This window comes from Nitratireductor sp. GISD-1A_MAKvit (assembly GCF_040819555.1).
Taxonomy (GTDB): Bacteria; Pseudomonadota; Alphaproteobacteria; order Rhizobiales; family Rhizobiaceae; genus Nitratireductor.
This window is the reverse complement of record NZ_CP161920.1, coordinates 2,825,987-2,839,670: the sequence shown is the minus strand read 5'-3', so window position 1 is coordinate 2,839,670 and position 13,684 is coordinate 2,825,987. Positions and strand designations below refer to the sequence as shown.

At 59.5% G+C, this 13,684-nt stretch carries 10 protein-coding genes and 4 pseudogenes; all 14 read right to left on the bottom strand.

Annotated elements, in window-relative coordinates:
* Window positions 1-3: 3 nt before the first annotated feature.
* Entirely contained in the window at window positions 4-669 is a 666-nt protein-coding gene (locus AB2N04_RS14980) for a 2-acyl-glycerophospho-ethanolamine acyltransferase (protein WP_367715225.1), read from the bottom strand.
* 208 nt (window positions 670-877) lie between these two features.
* On the bottom strand, window positions 878-1,627 hold the full coding sequence (locus AB2N04_RS14975; RefSeq protein WP_367715224.1) for an SDR family NAD(P)-dependent oxidoreductase: 750 nt from the start codon (window positions 1,625-1,627) through the stop codon (window positions 878-880).
* Window positions 1,624-3,100, bottom strand: a pseudogene (gene purF / locus AB2N04_RS14970) (amidophosphoribosyltransferase). The gene AB2N04_RS14975 and the pseudogene purF overlap by 4 nt, the downstream one beginning before the upstream one ends.
* A gap of 41 nt (window positions 3,101-3,141) precedes the next feature.
* Window positions 3,142-3,681: a CvpA family protein gene (locus AB2N04_RS14965; RefSeq protein ID WP_367715222.1), complete on the bottom strand. Its 540-nt coding sequence runs from the start codon at window positions 3,679-3,681 to the stop codon at window positions 3,142-3,144.
* 8 nt (window positions 3,682-3,689) lie between these two features.
* Window positions 3,690-5,180: a DNA repair protein RadA gene (gene radA, locus AB2N04_RS14960; RefSeq protein ID WP_367715220.1), complete on the bottom strand. Its 1,491-nt coding sequence runs from the start codon at window positions 5,178-5,180 to the stop codon at window positions 3,690-3,692.
* Window positions 5,180-6,355, bottom strand: a complete 1,176-nt coding sequence (alr, locus tag AB2N04_RS14955) for an alanine racemase (RefSeq protein WP_367715218.1) — start codon at window positions 6,353-6,355, stop codon at window positions 5,180-5,182. Before alr ends, radA begins: the two co-directional genes overlap by 1 nt.
* Before the next feature lie 7 nt (window positions 6,356-6,362).
* Complete coding sequence (locus tag AB2N04_RS14950) at window positions 6,363-7,856, bottom strand: replicative DNA helicase (RefSeq protein WP_367715216.1); 1,494 nt, start codon at window positions 7,854-7,856, stop codon at window positions 6,363-6,365.
* Between the two features lie 236 nt (window positions 7,857-8,092).
* Window positions 8,093-9,354: pseudogene (locus AB2N04_RS14945) on the bottom strand (class I SAM-dependent methyltransferase).
* A 417-nt stretch (window positions 9,355-9,771) separates the two neighbouring features.
* Window positions 9,772-10,393, bottom strand: a pseudogene (gene rplI, locus AB2N04_RS14940) (50S ribosomal protein L9).
* A gap of 205 nt (window positions 10,394-10,598) precedes the next feature.
* Window positions 10,599-10,847 (bottom strand): 30S ribosomal protein S18, encoded by a 249-nt coding sequence (gene rpsR / locus AB2N04_RS14935; protein ID WP_002963610.1) that lies wholly within the window; start codon window positions 10,845-10,847, stop codon window positions 10,599-10,601.
* Window positions 10,847-11,278 (bottom strand): 30S ribosomal protein S6, encoded by a 432-nt coding sequence (gene rpsF, locus AB2N04_RS14930; RefSeq protein WP_367718825.1) that lies wholly within the window; start codon window positions 11,276-11,278, stop codon window positions 10,847-10,849. Before rpsF ends, rpsR begins: the two co-directional genes overlap by 1 nt.
* Window positions 11,279-11,522: 244 nt before the next feature.
* On the bottom strand, window positions 11,523-12,284 hold the full coding sequence (locus tag AB2N04_RS14925; protein WP_367715199.1) for an ABC transporter permease: 762 nt from the start codon (window positions 12,282-12,284) through the stop codon (window positions 11,523-11,525).
* A pseudogene (locus tag AB2N04_RS14920) lies at window positions 12,281-13,211 on the bottom strand (ABC transporter ATP-binding protein). Before AB2N04_RS14920 ends, AB2N04_RS14925 begins: the two are co-directional and overlap by 4 nt.
* A gap of 134 nt (window positions 13,212-13,345) precedes the next feature.
* On the bottom strand, window positions 13,346-13,624 hold the full coding sequence (locus AB2N04_RS14915; protein WP_367715197.1) for a hypothetical protein: 279 nt from the start codon (window positions 13,622-13,624) through the stop codon (window positions 13,346-13,348).
* Window positions 13,625-13,684: the final 60 nt, after the last annotated feature.

The window sequence follows — 13,684 nt, the reverse complement described above, 5'->3', positions numbered from 1 at the left end:
TTTTTAAGATTCCGCCGTGTTTTTTTCCGGTGCCCGGACTTCGAGCATGCGTTCGAAAAGCGCCTCTGAAGCACGCATGTCATCGCGCTGCGCGCGTGCGATCAGCTCTTCGATCGTCATGGGGGGGAGCGTGCGAACATGACGGGCGGGAATGAGGCCACGCCGTTCCATGTAGACCGGCACCACCCGGGCCTCGGCTTTCAGGGCAATCCGTGCCACGGCGCGAAACAGACGAAACGCCTTTGTATCAGGATCGGTCTCGTCAGGCAGATACACGGCAAGGCGACCGTTCCCCTTCAGGCGCCGGACCAGACGACGGCTTACGAAAACATGGTGTGCATTGAACGCTATGGTGCGCGCAAGCGATCGCCACGGCTCCAGAAAAGGTGACTTCGCCGAGCCTTCATCGAGTATGTGGAGCGTGTCGTCCGGCAACAGGGCAAGCATCGTCGCGGGATCGAGCCGGGACTGGTGCCAGATCGCGTAAATGACGGGAGCATCAGCACCGCGCGCGATGTCAATCTCCCGGTCACTGATGCGCAGCAGAAGCTTGAGTGGAGCGTGAAGGGCTGCCTGGTGAAAGCTGACACCGCGGCGGTACTGAACGATCCCCGCCATCGCGATCCACGACGCGGCGCACAAGAGTATGAGTTCCATGACGAGAATCATGCCGCGTCTCCCAGGTGCCGGGCTCCGAACGATTGGCGAGAGCACCGGAAATTTGATCTATGCTCCGACTGGCAGGCCGTTTTTACCGGCAGCTCGTTACGGGCCCCTCGTTGGTGCGGCGTCTGCGTCCGCTGCCGCGGTGAAAAGTAACGAAAGCGGCTGGCAGGTCAATCTCGATCTCCGAAGGAAAAAGCCCTCGGTTCCCACCTCACTCGGGCAGGCGATAATGGGTGAAGCGGTTCTTCTTCACGTCGAAGATCTGTCCCGTTTCCTTCAGTTCGGGGCTTGCAAGCGGAAGAATTCGGGCTGCAACCTCGGAAGGATGCGGCAATGTCTCCGGATCCTCACCCGGCATGGCCTGAGCACGCATCGCAGTACGGGTCGCCCCCGGGTTCACCGCGTTCACACGCAGCGGCATGTTCTTGGTCTCGTCTGCCCAGGAGCGGGTCAGCGCTTCCACCGCCGCCTTGGAAGCCGCGTAGGGACCCCAGAAGGCACGGGCCGAATGCGCTGCACCAGAAGACATGATGATCGCTCTGCCCGCATCCGAAGCCCTGAGCAGCGGGTCCACCGTCCGGATGAGCCTCCAGGTCGCGGTGACATTGATGTTCATGACCTTCTCGAACACCTTTGCCTCGACATGGCCAAGCGGCGCTATGACGCCAAGCACGCCAGCATTGGCGATCATGATGTCGAGTTTGCCCCAACGCTCGTGAATGGCTCCGCCGATCCGGTCGATGCCGGCCATGTCGGTAAGGTCAAGCGGAACCAGAGTGGCTTCGCCACCGGCCGCCTTGATTTCATCATCGAGTTCCTCAAGACCGCCCACGGTGCGCGCCACGGCGATCACATGAGCGCCACAGGCTGCAAGTTCCTTTGCCAAAAAATAGCCGATGCCGCGTGATGCGCCGGTGACCAGAGCCAACCGGCCGTTCAAGTCTGGTTTGATGTCTGTCATTGTCCGCCTGCTGCAAGAAGGGAAAGCGAGCGCACATTGTCGGTGCTGTCATGATCGGTCAACCGCGTCGGATAGTCCCGTGTGAAACAGGCATCACAATATTGCGGCTGGTCCATGTTGCGGGCCGCTTCGCCGACTGCGCGGTAAAGCCCGTCAATCGTCAGAAACGCCAGCGAATCGACACGGATGAAGTCTGCCATCTCTTCAATCGACATGCGCGAAGCGAGCAGTTTGGCGGCTTCGGGCGTGTCGACACCATAAAAGCAGGGCGAGCGCGTCGGTGGAGACGCGATGCGCATGTGCACTTCGGCCGCACCCGCATCCCGCACCATCTGAACGATCTTCTGGCTGGTCGTGCCGCGAACGATGGAATCGTCGACCAGAACCACCCGTTTTCCCTCGATGCAGCGCCGGTTGGCGTTGTGTTTCAGCTTCACACCCATGTGTCGGATGGAATCGGTCGGCTGGATGAAGGTGCGCCCGACATAGTGATTGCGGATAATGCCCAGTTCAAAGGGCAGGTTGGCCGCCTGCGCGTAACCGATGGCAGCAGGTGTTCCAGAATCGGGAACGGGAACCACGATATCCGCCTCGATCGGCATTTCGCGGGCGAGTTCCGCGCCGATCTCCTTGCGGACTTCGTACACATTGCGCCCCTCGACGATGGAATCCGGTCGGGCGAAATACACATATTCGAATATGCAGAACCGCGGCTTCTCCTCGTTTTCAAAAGGAAAGAAGCTTTCGATCCCTTTTTCGGTGACGACCACCATCTCGCCTGGCTTGAGATCACGCACGAAACGCGCGCCGATTATGTCGAGCGCACAGGTCTCGGAGGCCAGAATATAGGCACCATCGAGGTCGCCGAGCACGAGAGGGCGGATACCAAGGGGATCGCGGCAGCCAATCATCTTCTTGGACGTCAGGGCGACGATGGAGAATGCCCCTTCGATCTGCTGTACCGCATCGATAAAGCGGGAATTGGTGTCCCGCCCTTTGCTGGTGGCAACAAGGTGCAACACGGTCTCGGTATCGGAGGTGGATGAGAAGATCGCGCCTTCTTTCTGAAGCCTGCGCTGCACCGTCATGGCATTGGTGATGTTGCCATTGTGGGCAATCGCAAGCCCGCCATCCGATAATTCGGCAAAGAAAGGCTGCACGTTGCGCAGGGCCCGAGCCGCCGGTGGTGGCATATCGCGTGTGTCCGATGGCTCGGCTACCATCCAGTCGGTCCAGCACTGCCTGTTTTGTAAAGCGGTCCCCGATCAAGCCGATATGGCGTTCCACATGGAACTGGGTGCCGTCGAAAGAAACGATGCCTGCCGCTTCCTGTCCGCGATGCTGCAGGGCATGCAGGCCAAGTGTCACGATCGCAGCAGCATCGCTGCGCCCGAAAATGCCGAACACGCCGCATTCATCATGAAAATGGTCATCCGATTCGCCCGCGAGAGGCAAATTATCTTCCGTCGCCATTTCTGGCCGCCCTTTCATTGTGACACAGACGGCCCAAACCGTCAGTTAGCGGTTTCACCATCGCCTGAGACGCCATTGGACAGGCGATCGAACACCGAGTTGTCCGGATCATCCGGAAGCATGCTCTGTATCCAGTGGCCGACACCGTCGAGAAGCGGACGGGATTTGGCTTCTGCGACCCAGCTCGGCGGATTGGAACCCATCAGCCAGTTGAGAAACAGAAGCGCCACGGCCACAACCAGAATACCCCTTGCAGCGCCGTAGAGAAAGCCGAGTGTTCGATCCAGCGCACCGATGCGTGAATCGATGATGAAATCGGCGATCTTCATCGTGATGATCGTCACCACCACCAGCGCAATGAGAAACACCACCGCTGCAGCGACGGCAAGTGCAAGCATCTCATTGCTTATATACGGCGTAACATAAGGCAGAACCAGGGGGTGGAAATAATAGGCAGCCACAGCAGCCGCTGCCCATGAAGCAATCGACAGAACCTCGCGGGAAAAGCCGCGCACCATGGCCAGCATGGCCGAAACGAGCGTGAAGCCGACAAGGATTCCGTCAAGCAACGTGATTGGCATTGTCACCCCTACTCCTCTGGCAATTGGGATGCCCGCATATGGTCAACCTTTTGGTCCCCGCAGGGGCATTGTAACGTCTTTCGGGCACAGGGCCGCCAATCCATATCATTCAGGGCCGCCTTGGCTCCCGCTATGCGGGCAACCAGTTCGGCCAGCGCCTCGGGTCTGGCTGATCGCGATGCAATCGCACCCGAGCCGTCCTCGTTGCCTGGCGGCATGACCGCCTGGGCAAAACCGAGCTTCTCGGCTTCCTTGAGACGACTCGCTGCATGAGCAACGGGTCTGACAGCGCCCGAAAGGCTGATTTCGCCGAAATAAACGCAATCGGCTGGCAGGGCAAGCCCGGTAAGGGATGAGACCAGTGCTGCCGCGACCGCCAGATCTGCTGCAGGCTCGGAAATACGATAGCCGCCGGCCACGTTGAGATACACGTCATGGGTTGCAAAACGCACGCCACAATGCGCCTCAAGAACCGCCAAGACCATGGAAAGTCTGGCAGAATCCCAGCCGACCACGGCGCGGCGCGGTGTGCCGAGAGGTGAGGGGGCGACAAGGGCCTGGATTTCCACAAGAACCGGCCTTGTTCCCTCCATTCCGGCAAAGACGGCGGCTCCGGGAGCCGCTGCGCTACGCTCGCCCAGAAACAGCTCGGACGGATTGGAAACCTCACGCAGGCCCTTGTCACCCATCTCGAAGACACCGATTTCATCGGTCGGGCCAAAGCGGTTCTTCACCGTACGCAGAATACGGTAGTGATGCCCGCCTTCACCTTCGAAATAGAGAACCCCGTCGACCATGTGCTCCACCACCCGGGGGCCGGCGATCTGGCCTTCCTTGGTCACGTGTCCCACCAGAACCACGGCGGCACCGGTCGATTTGGCATAGCGGATCATCGCCTGAGCGGAGGCTCGCACCTGCGTTACGGTCCCAGGCGCGGAATCGGCCAGATCTGTCCACAGCGTCTGGATGGAATCCAGAATGACCAGGTCCGGCCGTTTGCCATCCTCGATGGTCGCCAGAATGTCTTCCACATTGGTTTCGGCGGCCAGCTCCACCGGCTGTTGAGCGACGTCAAGGCGCTGGGCACGCAGGCGGATCTGAGCGACCGCCTCCTCGCCCGAGACATAAACGATGCGATGACCGCGTGCAGCAAGGGCAGCGGCGGCCTGAGTGAGCAGGGTGGATTTGCCGATGCCCGGATCGCCACCGACGAGCAGCGCCGAGCCACGCACGAAACCGCCACCCGTCACCCGGTCGAGTTCGCCGATGCCGGTGGTGATGCGCGGTGCGTCTTCAATGTCGCCGGAGAGTGTCGTGAGAGCCACCGCGCGGCCCTTGCGTGCCTTGCGGGAAGCGGCCTGCGGGCCTGAGCCAATGCCGCTTGACGTGCCTTCCTCAACCAGTGTGTTCCATGCACCGCAGCCGTCACACTTGCCGGCCCAGCGCGCATGCACCGTCCCGCAATTCTGACAGATGAACTGAACGCGCGCACGAGCCATCAGATACGCGCTCCCCCACGTACATAATGCCTCTCGAAGCGGTGTCCGAGCGAGGTCAAAAGTTCATAGGAAATGGTGCCGCACGCAATGGCCAGGTCGTCCACCGGCAGGTCTGGACCCATGAGTTCGATGAAGTCGCCCACCTGCAGGGCGTCGGGGCCAAGGTCGGTCACATCGAAAAGCGTGAGATCCATGGTTACGCGACCGAGCACAGGCACACGTTTACCATCGACAAAACCGCAGGCACCCTCAGGAACCGTCTCGCGCAGCGGCACTCCGGCGCCGGAGCCCGAACGATGGTAGCCGTCCGCATATCCGGTGGCCGCCACGGCAACGACCGTGTCCCGGTTCAATACGGTGGCGCCATAGCTGACCGTTCCGCCTGCCGGCACGTGCCGCAATTGCGCGACGCGCGTCTGTACGGAAGCGACGGGGCGCATCGGGTTGTGAGTTCCATTGACGGGATTGCTGCCATAAAGCGCCACGCCCGGACGGGTGACGTCGCACAAGAACGCGCCGCCGAGAAAGATGCCCGCGGAGTTTGCCAGACTTGAATCTGCATCTGGAAAAAGAGCGCGAAGTGCCTGAAATTCTTCCAGTTGTTGCCGGTTCATCGGGTGGTCCGGCGTGTCGGCGCACGCCAGATGGCTCAGGATAAGCCGTGGCGTAAGCGCACCGGTCAGCGCATTCTCCTGTGCGAGGATGCGCACTCGTTCGGGTGTCAGCCCGAGCCGGTTCATGCCGGTTTCCACATGAAGGGCACAGGGGCGGGGCATGTCAGCATCGTCCCAGCCATGGGCCTCCCATATGGCAAGATCAGACTGCGAGTTCAAAACCGGCAGGAGCCTCCCCTCGCGGTAGAAGGAGGCCGCTTCTGGACTGAAAAGACCATTGAAGACATAAATTTCGGCTTCAGGGGCAGCCCTGCGAACGGCAAGTCCTTCCTCGGGTAGCGCAACGAAGAATTTGCGACAGCCTTCGTCAACCAGTGCCTCGACCACGGGGCCGGTGCCCAGCCCATAGGCATCCGCCTTCACCACGGCAGCGGCCTCGGCCGGCGTCGATTGTTCGGCAAGATATCTGTAGTTGGCTGCGAGGGCATCGAGGTCGACCGTTAGCCGCCCACCGGCGACACGAGGGTCGGCACCGCGCAGATGCGGATCGTTCTGGCTCATCGCATCATTACTCAAAACGCTCGGGCATGCGGTCCTCTTCGGCAAGGTCCGAGAAGCGGGTGAATTCGCCCTGGAAGGCAAGCTGCACCGTGCCGGTGGGGCCGTGGCGCTGCTTGGCGATGATGACTTCTGCCTTGCCGCGCACCTCGTTCATCTCAGCTTCCCACTGCATGTATTCTTCAGTGCCGGGCTTGGGCTCCTTGTTTTTCAGATAATACTCGTCACGGTACACGAACAGAACGACGTCGGCGTCCTGCTCGATCGACCCGGATTCACGCAGATCCGCAAGTTGTGGGCGCTTGTCGTCGCGCGCTTCTACCTGACGCGAAAGCTGCGAAAGCGCGATGATAGGCACAGAAAGCTCCTTGGCCAGTGCCTTGAGGCCGGTGGTGATCTCGGTGATCTCCTGCACGCGGTTTTGTGCAGATTTCGCCGACGAACCCTGCATGAGCTGAACATAGTCGATGATGATGACGTCGAGGCCACGCTGGCGTTTGAGACGCCTTGCACGGGCCGCGAGCTGGGCGATGGAGATGCCACCTGTCTGATCGATGAAGAGCGGGATCTTCTGCATCGTCTGAGCGCAGGCCACAAGCTTTTCGAAATCGCTCTCCGTGATTTCACCGCGACGAATCTTGGAGGAGGGGATCTCCGTCTGCTCGGAAATGATACGGGTGGCGAGCTGCTCTGACGACATCTCGAGAGAGAAAAAGCCAACCACACCGCCATTGGCTGCGGCAAAGGATCCGTCTGCCTGTTGGGCTGGCTCGTAGGCCGCTGCGATGTTGAAGGCAATGTTGGTGACAAGAGAGGTCTTGCCCATGGCCGGACGGCCGGCAAGGATGATCAGATCGGAAGGCTGAAGCCCGCCCATGCGTCCATCGAGGTCGCGCAGACCCGTCGAGATGCCCGAAAGATGTCCGTCACGCATGAAGGCGGCATTGGCCATGTCGACGGCGATCTTGGTCGCGTCGCCAAAACTCTCGAACCCACCATCATAGCGTCCGGTTTCGGCCAGTTCGAAAAGACGCCGCTCCGCGTCCTCGATCTGCTTGTTGGGTGCCATGTCCACCGGCGCATCATAGGCGATGTTGACCATGTCTTCGCCAACCGTGATCAGCGCGCGGCGAATCGCCAGGTCATAGATCGCACGCCCGTAGTCGGCGGCGTTGATGATGGTGACCGCTTCAGCCGCCAGACGCGCCAGATATTGCGCCACGGTCAGCTCGCCGACCTTTTCCTCGGCCGGCAGAAAGGTCTTGATCGTGACCGGGTTGGCCGTCTTGCCCATGCGGATGAGCTCGCCGGCAACCTCAAAGATCTTGCGGTGAAGCGGCTCATAGAAATGAACCGGCTTAAGGAAGTCCGAGACGCGATAAAGAGCGTCATTGTTCACCAGTATCGCGCCAAGCAGCGCCTGCTCGGCCTCGATGTTGTTGGGCGCTTCCCGATAAAGCTGGGTCTCCGCCGTCTCTAGCTTGCGGACTGCCGCCTCTGCCATTTGCATCTGTTCCGGTATGATTTCACCACGCGCGGCCGGACGAACTGCAATCGCGACGCCCGGCACCCCATCACTCTCGTAGACGGTTGATGCACTCAGGGTAAGGGGTGAATTGACCGCCAGGTCAGGTAATCCCACTATCCACGGATCAAAATGCACAGCGTCTCGAAAATTGCCTGCAGTTTAAACGATTCGCTTGACATCGTGTTCGTAATGCCACGTATGACCTATCGGGGCTACTCAGCAGCCTGTGCGAATTTTCTGGAATTTTTCCCTACCGAACCCGTCAGCCGTTTCTCGGTTTCGGCGATATAGGACCGGGTCATCGGCAGGGTTTCTCGCTTTTTGGTGAGCTGAATCTGGAACACCACCATTTCCTGCCACCGGAATGAAGCTTCAGATCCAGCCAGGTAGAATTCCCACATCCGCGCGAAACGCTCGTCATATATCTCCACTGCCTTGGCGCGGTTTTTCTGAAAGCGCTCCTGCCAGTGCTTCAGGGTTTCGGCGTAGTGCAGGCGCAGGATCTCGACATCTGTAACGATCAGCCCCGATCTCTCTATTGCCGGCATCACCTCCGACAAGGCGGGAATGTAGCCGCCCGGGAATATGTACTTGCGGATGAATGCATTGGTGGCGGCAGGCGGGGCCGAACGCCCGATCGTGTGCAGCAGCATCACACCGTCTTCAGCGAGCAGCCGGGCGCTTTGATCGAAAAACCTGCGATAGTGGTTGAGCCCTACATGCTCAAACATGCCGACCGAGACGATGCGGTCAAAAGGCCCCTTGAGTGAGCGGTAGTCTACAACCTCGAAACGGGCCCTGTCGGAAAGTTGCTGCTCGCGGGCGCGCTCACTGGCCACCCGGTGTTGCTCTTCCGAGAGCGTGACCCCTAGCACGTCGGCATCGAAACCGCGTGCGATATCGAGCCCCAGCCCGCCCCATCCGCAGCCGATGTCGAGCACTTTATGTCCACGCTCCAGCGCCAGCTTGGCCATGATATGGCGTTTCTTGGCTCGTTGGGGCCCTCCTCGAGCGAGGCCTCCGGCGTTTCGAAATAGGCGCAGGAATACTGCATGTCCTCGTCCAGAAAGAGCCGGTAAAGCTCCTCTGATAGATCGTAGTGTCGATGGACGTTGCGCTTGGCCCGAGCGGCCGTGTTCAATTGCTGAAGGCGGCGGAGGGAGTTCCTCAAAACCTCAAGAAGCCTGGCCGAAAACAGAGACGGCCCCGATTGGTCCATGTTGGAATAGGCAAGATGGAGGAAGCGCAGTAAATCGCCTTCCACGATGTCAAGCTCGCCGTCCATGTAGCGCTCGGGAACGGCCAGTGTCGGATCCAGCATGATGGCGCGTTCTGCAGCCGCCGTGTGAATGACAACATGGACGGGTTCGCCGCTTCCATCGCCGAATTCATGCCGTGTTCCGGCCGCATCGGTGATCAGAAGTTTCCCTTTGCGGACAAGGCGAGAAACGAATTTTTCAAGCAACCAGTTCATCGCAATACCCCCAGAAACGCACGGGAGAATGCGAGTATGAAACAAATATACGCCCGTTGAAAAGGGGCAGCGGGTCTGCAGGCATTCGTCCAGATGCCCGCTCCTGCCGCTTCATGACATGGGTAGAGGGACGAATTCGGGCCAAACGACCTTTTCGCCAACCGGCTGAAAAAGGGAGCGCGTGCTCGGATCCAGTGCCGGCCAGGACAAAAAAAGCCGGGCGATGACGCCCGGCTCAGATTGATTACAAACCCCTCGATTTTTGGCAGAAGTCGGAATCGAGGGGTTTTGATTCCGTTTTGTTCGCGATGTGAATCCGAGACGTTCCGTGAATCTTGAGTGATTTCGTGCCGCCGGGAGGTTTGTCAGCAGTCTGGCCGGGCGATGACGCCCGGCTTTTGACGGAAAACGCGCGGATTACGCGTTTTCGTCGCTTTCTTCTTCATTGGCTTCTTCGGCAGCGCCATCCTCGTCTTCAAACTCCGCTTCCGGATCGAAGAACTCGTCCGGGCGAGCGCTGTCGTTGATGTCTTCGCCGTAGATGGCTTCGGCGGAATCAAGTGTCTCACCACGCGCCTGGCGTTCGGGCCTCGTCGCTCGAACGGGCGACGTTGAGCGTGACGGTGACCTCGACTTCGGCATGCAGCGCAATGGCCACGTTGATCAGACCGATGGTCTTGATGGGCTGGTTGAGCTCAACCTGGTTGCGGCCGATCTTGAAGCCTTCCTCGGCCAGGATCTCGACGATGTCGCGGGTGGCAACCGAACCGTAGAGCTGGCCGGTTTCGGCGGCCGAACGAACGACGACGAAGGACTTGCCGTCGAGCTTCTCTGCGATAGCCTCGGCTTCCTTCTTCTGTTCCAGGTTGCGGGCCTCAAGCTCGACGCGCTGGCTCTCGAACTTCTTGCGGTTGGCCTCGTTGGCGCGCAGTGCCTTGCCCTTGGGCAGCAGGAAATTGCGTGCGTAGCCGTCTTTCACCTTCACCTCATCGCCCATCTGGCCGAGCTTGGCGATACGTTCAAGCAGGATGACGTCCATCGTTTCTGTCCTTTGTCATCGGCGCGAAGCGCCGGAATTTCATCAAGGCAGGTCAGAAACGGAAATGCCGCCGTGCGGCATGCAGGTCGCTGTCCTGCCCAAGGTGGCAGTTAGGGGCCGTTGCCCCAACTCGGGATTTGCAGAAACCTCATCCGCGCCCGCCGCGGGGAGGGGGCGGGCGGAAAGCCGCCCGCGCCGAAATGTCTTACTTCACCACGTAGGGAAGAAGGCCCAGGAAGCGGGCGCGCTTGATGGCCTTTGCCAGCTCACGCTGCTTCTTCTGGCTGACCGCCGTGATGCGGGAGGGAACGATCTTGCCGCGCTCGGAAATGTAGCGCTGCAGGAGTTTTACGTCCTTGTAGTCGATCTTCGGTGCGTTGGCGCCGGAGAACGGGCAGGTCTTGCGGCGACGGTGGAAAGGACGCCGCGTCGGGATCTGATTGATGTCGACCATTATTCGGAGCCTTCCTTGTTGCTGTCGCGGTCATGGTCGCGGCGCGGGCCACGATCGTCACGGCGCGGACCACGCGGGCCACGGTCGTCACGGCGCGGACCACGGTCGTCGCGGCGCTGCATCATCGCGGAAGGGCCTTCCTCATGCGCATCAACGCGAATCGTCATGAAGCGCAGGATGTCTTCCGACAGACCCATCTGGCGCTCGACTTCCTTCACGGCTTCAGCCGGAGCGTCGATGTCCATGAGCGTGAAATATGCCTTGCGGTTCTTCTTGATCCGGTAGGCGAGGGACTTCTGTCCCCAGTTTTCGACCCGGCCGACGGTGCCGCCACCAGCTTCGATCACACCCTTGTACTGTTCAACAAGAGCATCGATCTGCTGCTGCGAGAGATCCTGCCGGGCAAGGAACACGTGTTCGTAAAGTGCCATTGTCTTGCCTTTCTTCGTTTCCATCCACCGACCCAGCGGCTAAGCCTCTGCGACTTGTCTTGTCCCCGAAGGGCCGAAGAAAAGCGCGTTGGACGGTCGAGAGCGGAGACACGGGAGGCGGAAGAACCTGTCTTCACAACGCACGCTTATCCAAAAGGGAAGCATACGGCCCTCCGTTCAGCCCCCAGCTGAGACCGGCAGACCGCGCGCTTATACAGGGTTTTTCCGCAGAAGCAAGGTCGGTTCACGTCTTGAGTTTGTAGCCGGTTCTGAAAATCCACCAGATGGCACAAAGGCACAGGGCAAGAAAGAAGGTGATCATGCCGATGCTCGTGCCGATCCCCACGTCCGAAGTCTCGTAGAAACTCCAGCGGAAACCGCTGATCAGGTAGAGGACCGGATTGGCCAGCGTCACTTTCTGCCAGAATTCGGGCAGCATGTTGATGGAGTAGAAGGATCCTCCGAGAAAGACCAGTGGCGTGACCACCAGAAGCGGTATCAGCTGAAGCTTTTCGAAATTATCGGCCCATATCCCGATGATGAAGCCGAAAAGGCTGAACGTCACGGCCGTCATCACGAGAAAGAAGAGCATCCAGAACGGGTGCCTTATTTCGATGGGGACGAACAGATGTGCGGTCGCCAGAATGATGAGACCGAGGATGATCGATTTCGTCGCCGCGGCCCCGACATAGCCCAGCACGATTTCGAAGAACGAGATCGGGGCTGAAAGGACCTCATAGATGGTCCCGATGAATTTGGGGAAATAGATGCCGAACGAGGCGTTGGAGATGGAGTTCTGCAACAGCGTCAGCATCATCAGCCCGGGAACAATGAATGCGCCATACTGAACGCCGTCGATTTCCTCGATACGTGAGCCTATGGCAGCACCGAAGACGATGAAATAAAGCGACGTTGAAAGCACGGGCGAGATCACGCTTTGCAGGAGCGTGCGCTTCATACGCGCCATTTCAAAGAGATAAATGGATTTGACGGCTTCGAAGTTCACTTGTTTTCCTCCACCACGAGGCTCACGAAAATGTCTTCAAGCGAGCGCTGTTCGGTGTCGAGGTCCCGAACGGTTACCCCGGCTTCACTGAGTGCCGACAGCAGCGAGGCAATGCCCGTTCGTTGTGCCTGTGTGTCGTAATGATAGATGACCCGCTCACCGTCGTCGGCAAGCTCCAGGTCGTATTCCGAAAGCTGCTTCGGTAGCGTTTTCAGCGGCTTTTGCAGGTCGATCGTGAGTTGTTTCTGCCCCAGTTTGCGCATCAGCTCGGCCTTTTCCTCCACCAGAAGCAGCCGTCCCCGGTTGATAACGCCCACCCGGTCGGCGATCTCCTCAGCCTCTTCAATGTAGTGCGTGGTCAGAATGATCGTGACGCCGGTGTCCCGCAGCCGCTTGACAAGCCGCCACATGTCTTTCCTCAGTTCAACGTCCACTCCGGCCGTCGGTTCATCCAGGAACAGGATTCGTGGTTCGTGCGCCAGTGCCTTGGCAATCATCACGCGCCGCTTCATGCCGCCCGATAGCGTCATGATCTGGCTGTCTTTCTTGTCGTAGAGAGAAAGATCGCGCAGGATCTGCTCCACAAGCGCGGGGGGCCGGCTTCCTGCCGAAGAGACCACGACTGTAGCTGACGGTCGCCCAGACCGTCTCGAAGGTTTCCGTATGGAGTTCCTGGGGCACCAGGCCGATGAGCTGGCGCGCCTGGCGATAGTCTTGAACAATGTCGTTGCCCTCCACGCTGACGGTTCCGGTGGAGGGTTTCACCAATCCGCAAATGATGGAGATCAGCGTCGTCTTGCCGGCACCATTGGGGCCAAGCAGAGCAAGAATCTCGCCGCGGTTGATGTCGAGGTCGACAGAATTCAAGGCGGTCACGCCGCCTTCATACGTCTTGGAAATGTTTTTTACAGAAAGGGCAATCGCCATGAAATCGGGTCCGTGGTGTCTGGAGAATGACGGCCCGCGAAGATATAGGCCTTCATCCGTTCCGATGCCAGCACACGCCTAACCGCGCTGACATTTACTGACACCCGTACCCCGCTCCGGTGGAGCGCTGACGCTTATTGATTCTGTGGATCCGTCTCCGCTTCGAAAGCAAGCTGCGCGCAGCGGCACACCCCATAGATGGCGGGCAGGCCGATGATCCCCGACAGCACGATCTCACCCGTGGTTCCAAGATGAAGCAGACCTGAAAGTCCCCAGACACCCGCCGCTGATGCTGCTGCAATTTCGGTGGTCGTGAAGAGTGTCACGGAGACCACCCCCACGATCTGCGCCAGATTCAGGCCGCGCTGCGAGGCGGTGGATTGCCGTTGAGCGTCTGATGTAGAAAGAGACATGTGCGTATAACCCTTCGTGTGCCACCGGAATCGGGGCGGAACATTGCCACATCTCGACCC

Coding starts and splice junctions, on each gene's coding strand:
- rpsF (WP_367718825.1), bottom strand. CDS start 11,278: ATGGCACTTTACGAACACGTGTTCCTTGCCCGGCAGGATCTCTCGCAG.
- alr (WP_367715218.1), bottom strand. CDS start 6,355: ATGAGCCAGAACGATCCGCATCTGCGCGGTGCCGACCCTCGTGTCGCC.
- rpsR (WP_002963610.1), bottom strand. CDS start 10,847: ATGGTCGACATCAATCAGATCCCGACGCGGCGTCCTTTCCACCGTCGC.
- AB2N04_RS14915 (WP_367715197.1), bottom strand. CDS start 13,624: ATGTCTCTTTCTACATCAGACGCTCAACGGCAATCCACCGCCTCGCAG.
- AB2N04_RS14950 (WP_367715216.1), bottom strand. CDS start 7,856: ATGGCAGAGGCGGCAGTCCGCAAGCTAGAGACGGCGGAGACCCAGCTT.
- AB2N04_RS14965 (WP_367715222.1), bottom strand. CDS start 3,681: ATGCCAATCACGTTGCTTGACGGAATCCTTGTCGGCTTCACGCTCGTT.
- AB2N04_RS14975 (WP_367715224.1), bottom strand. CDS start 1,627: ATGACAGACATCAAACCAGACTTGAACGGCCGGTTGGCTCTGGTCACC.
- AB2N04_RS14980 (WP_367715225.1), bottom strand. CDS start 669: ATGATTCTCGTCATGGAACTCATACTCTTGTGCGCCGCGTCGTGGATC.
- radA (WP_367715220.1), bottom strand. CDS start 5,180: ATGGCTCGTGCGCGCGTTCAGTTCATCTGTCAGAATTGCGGGACGGTG.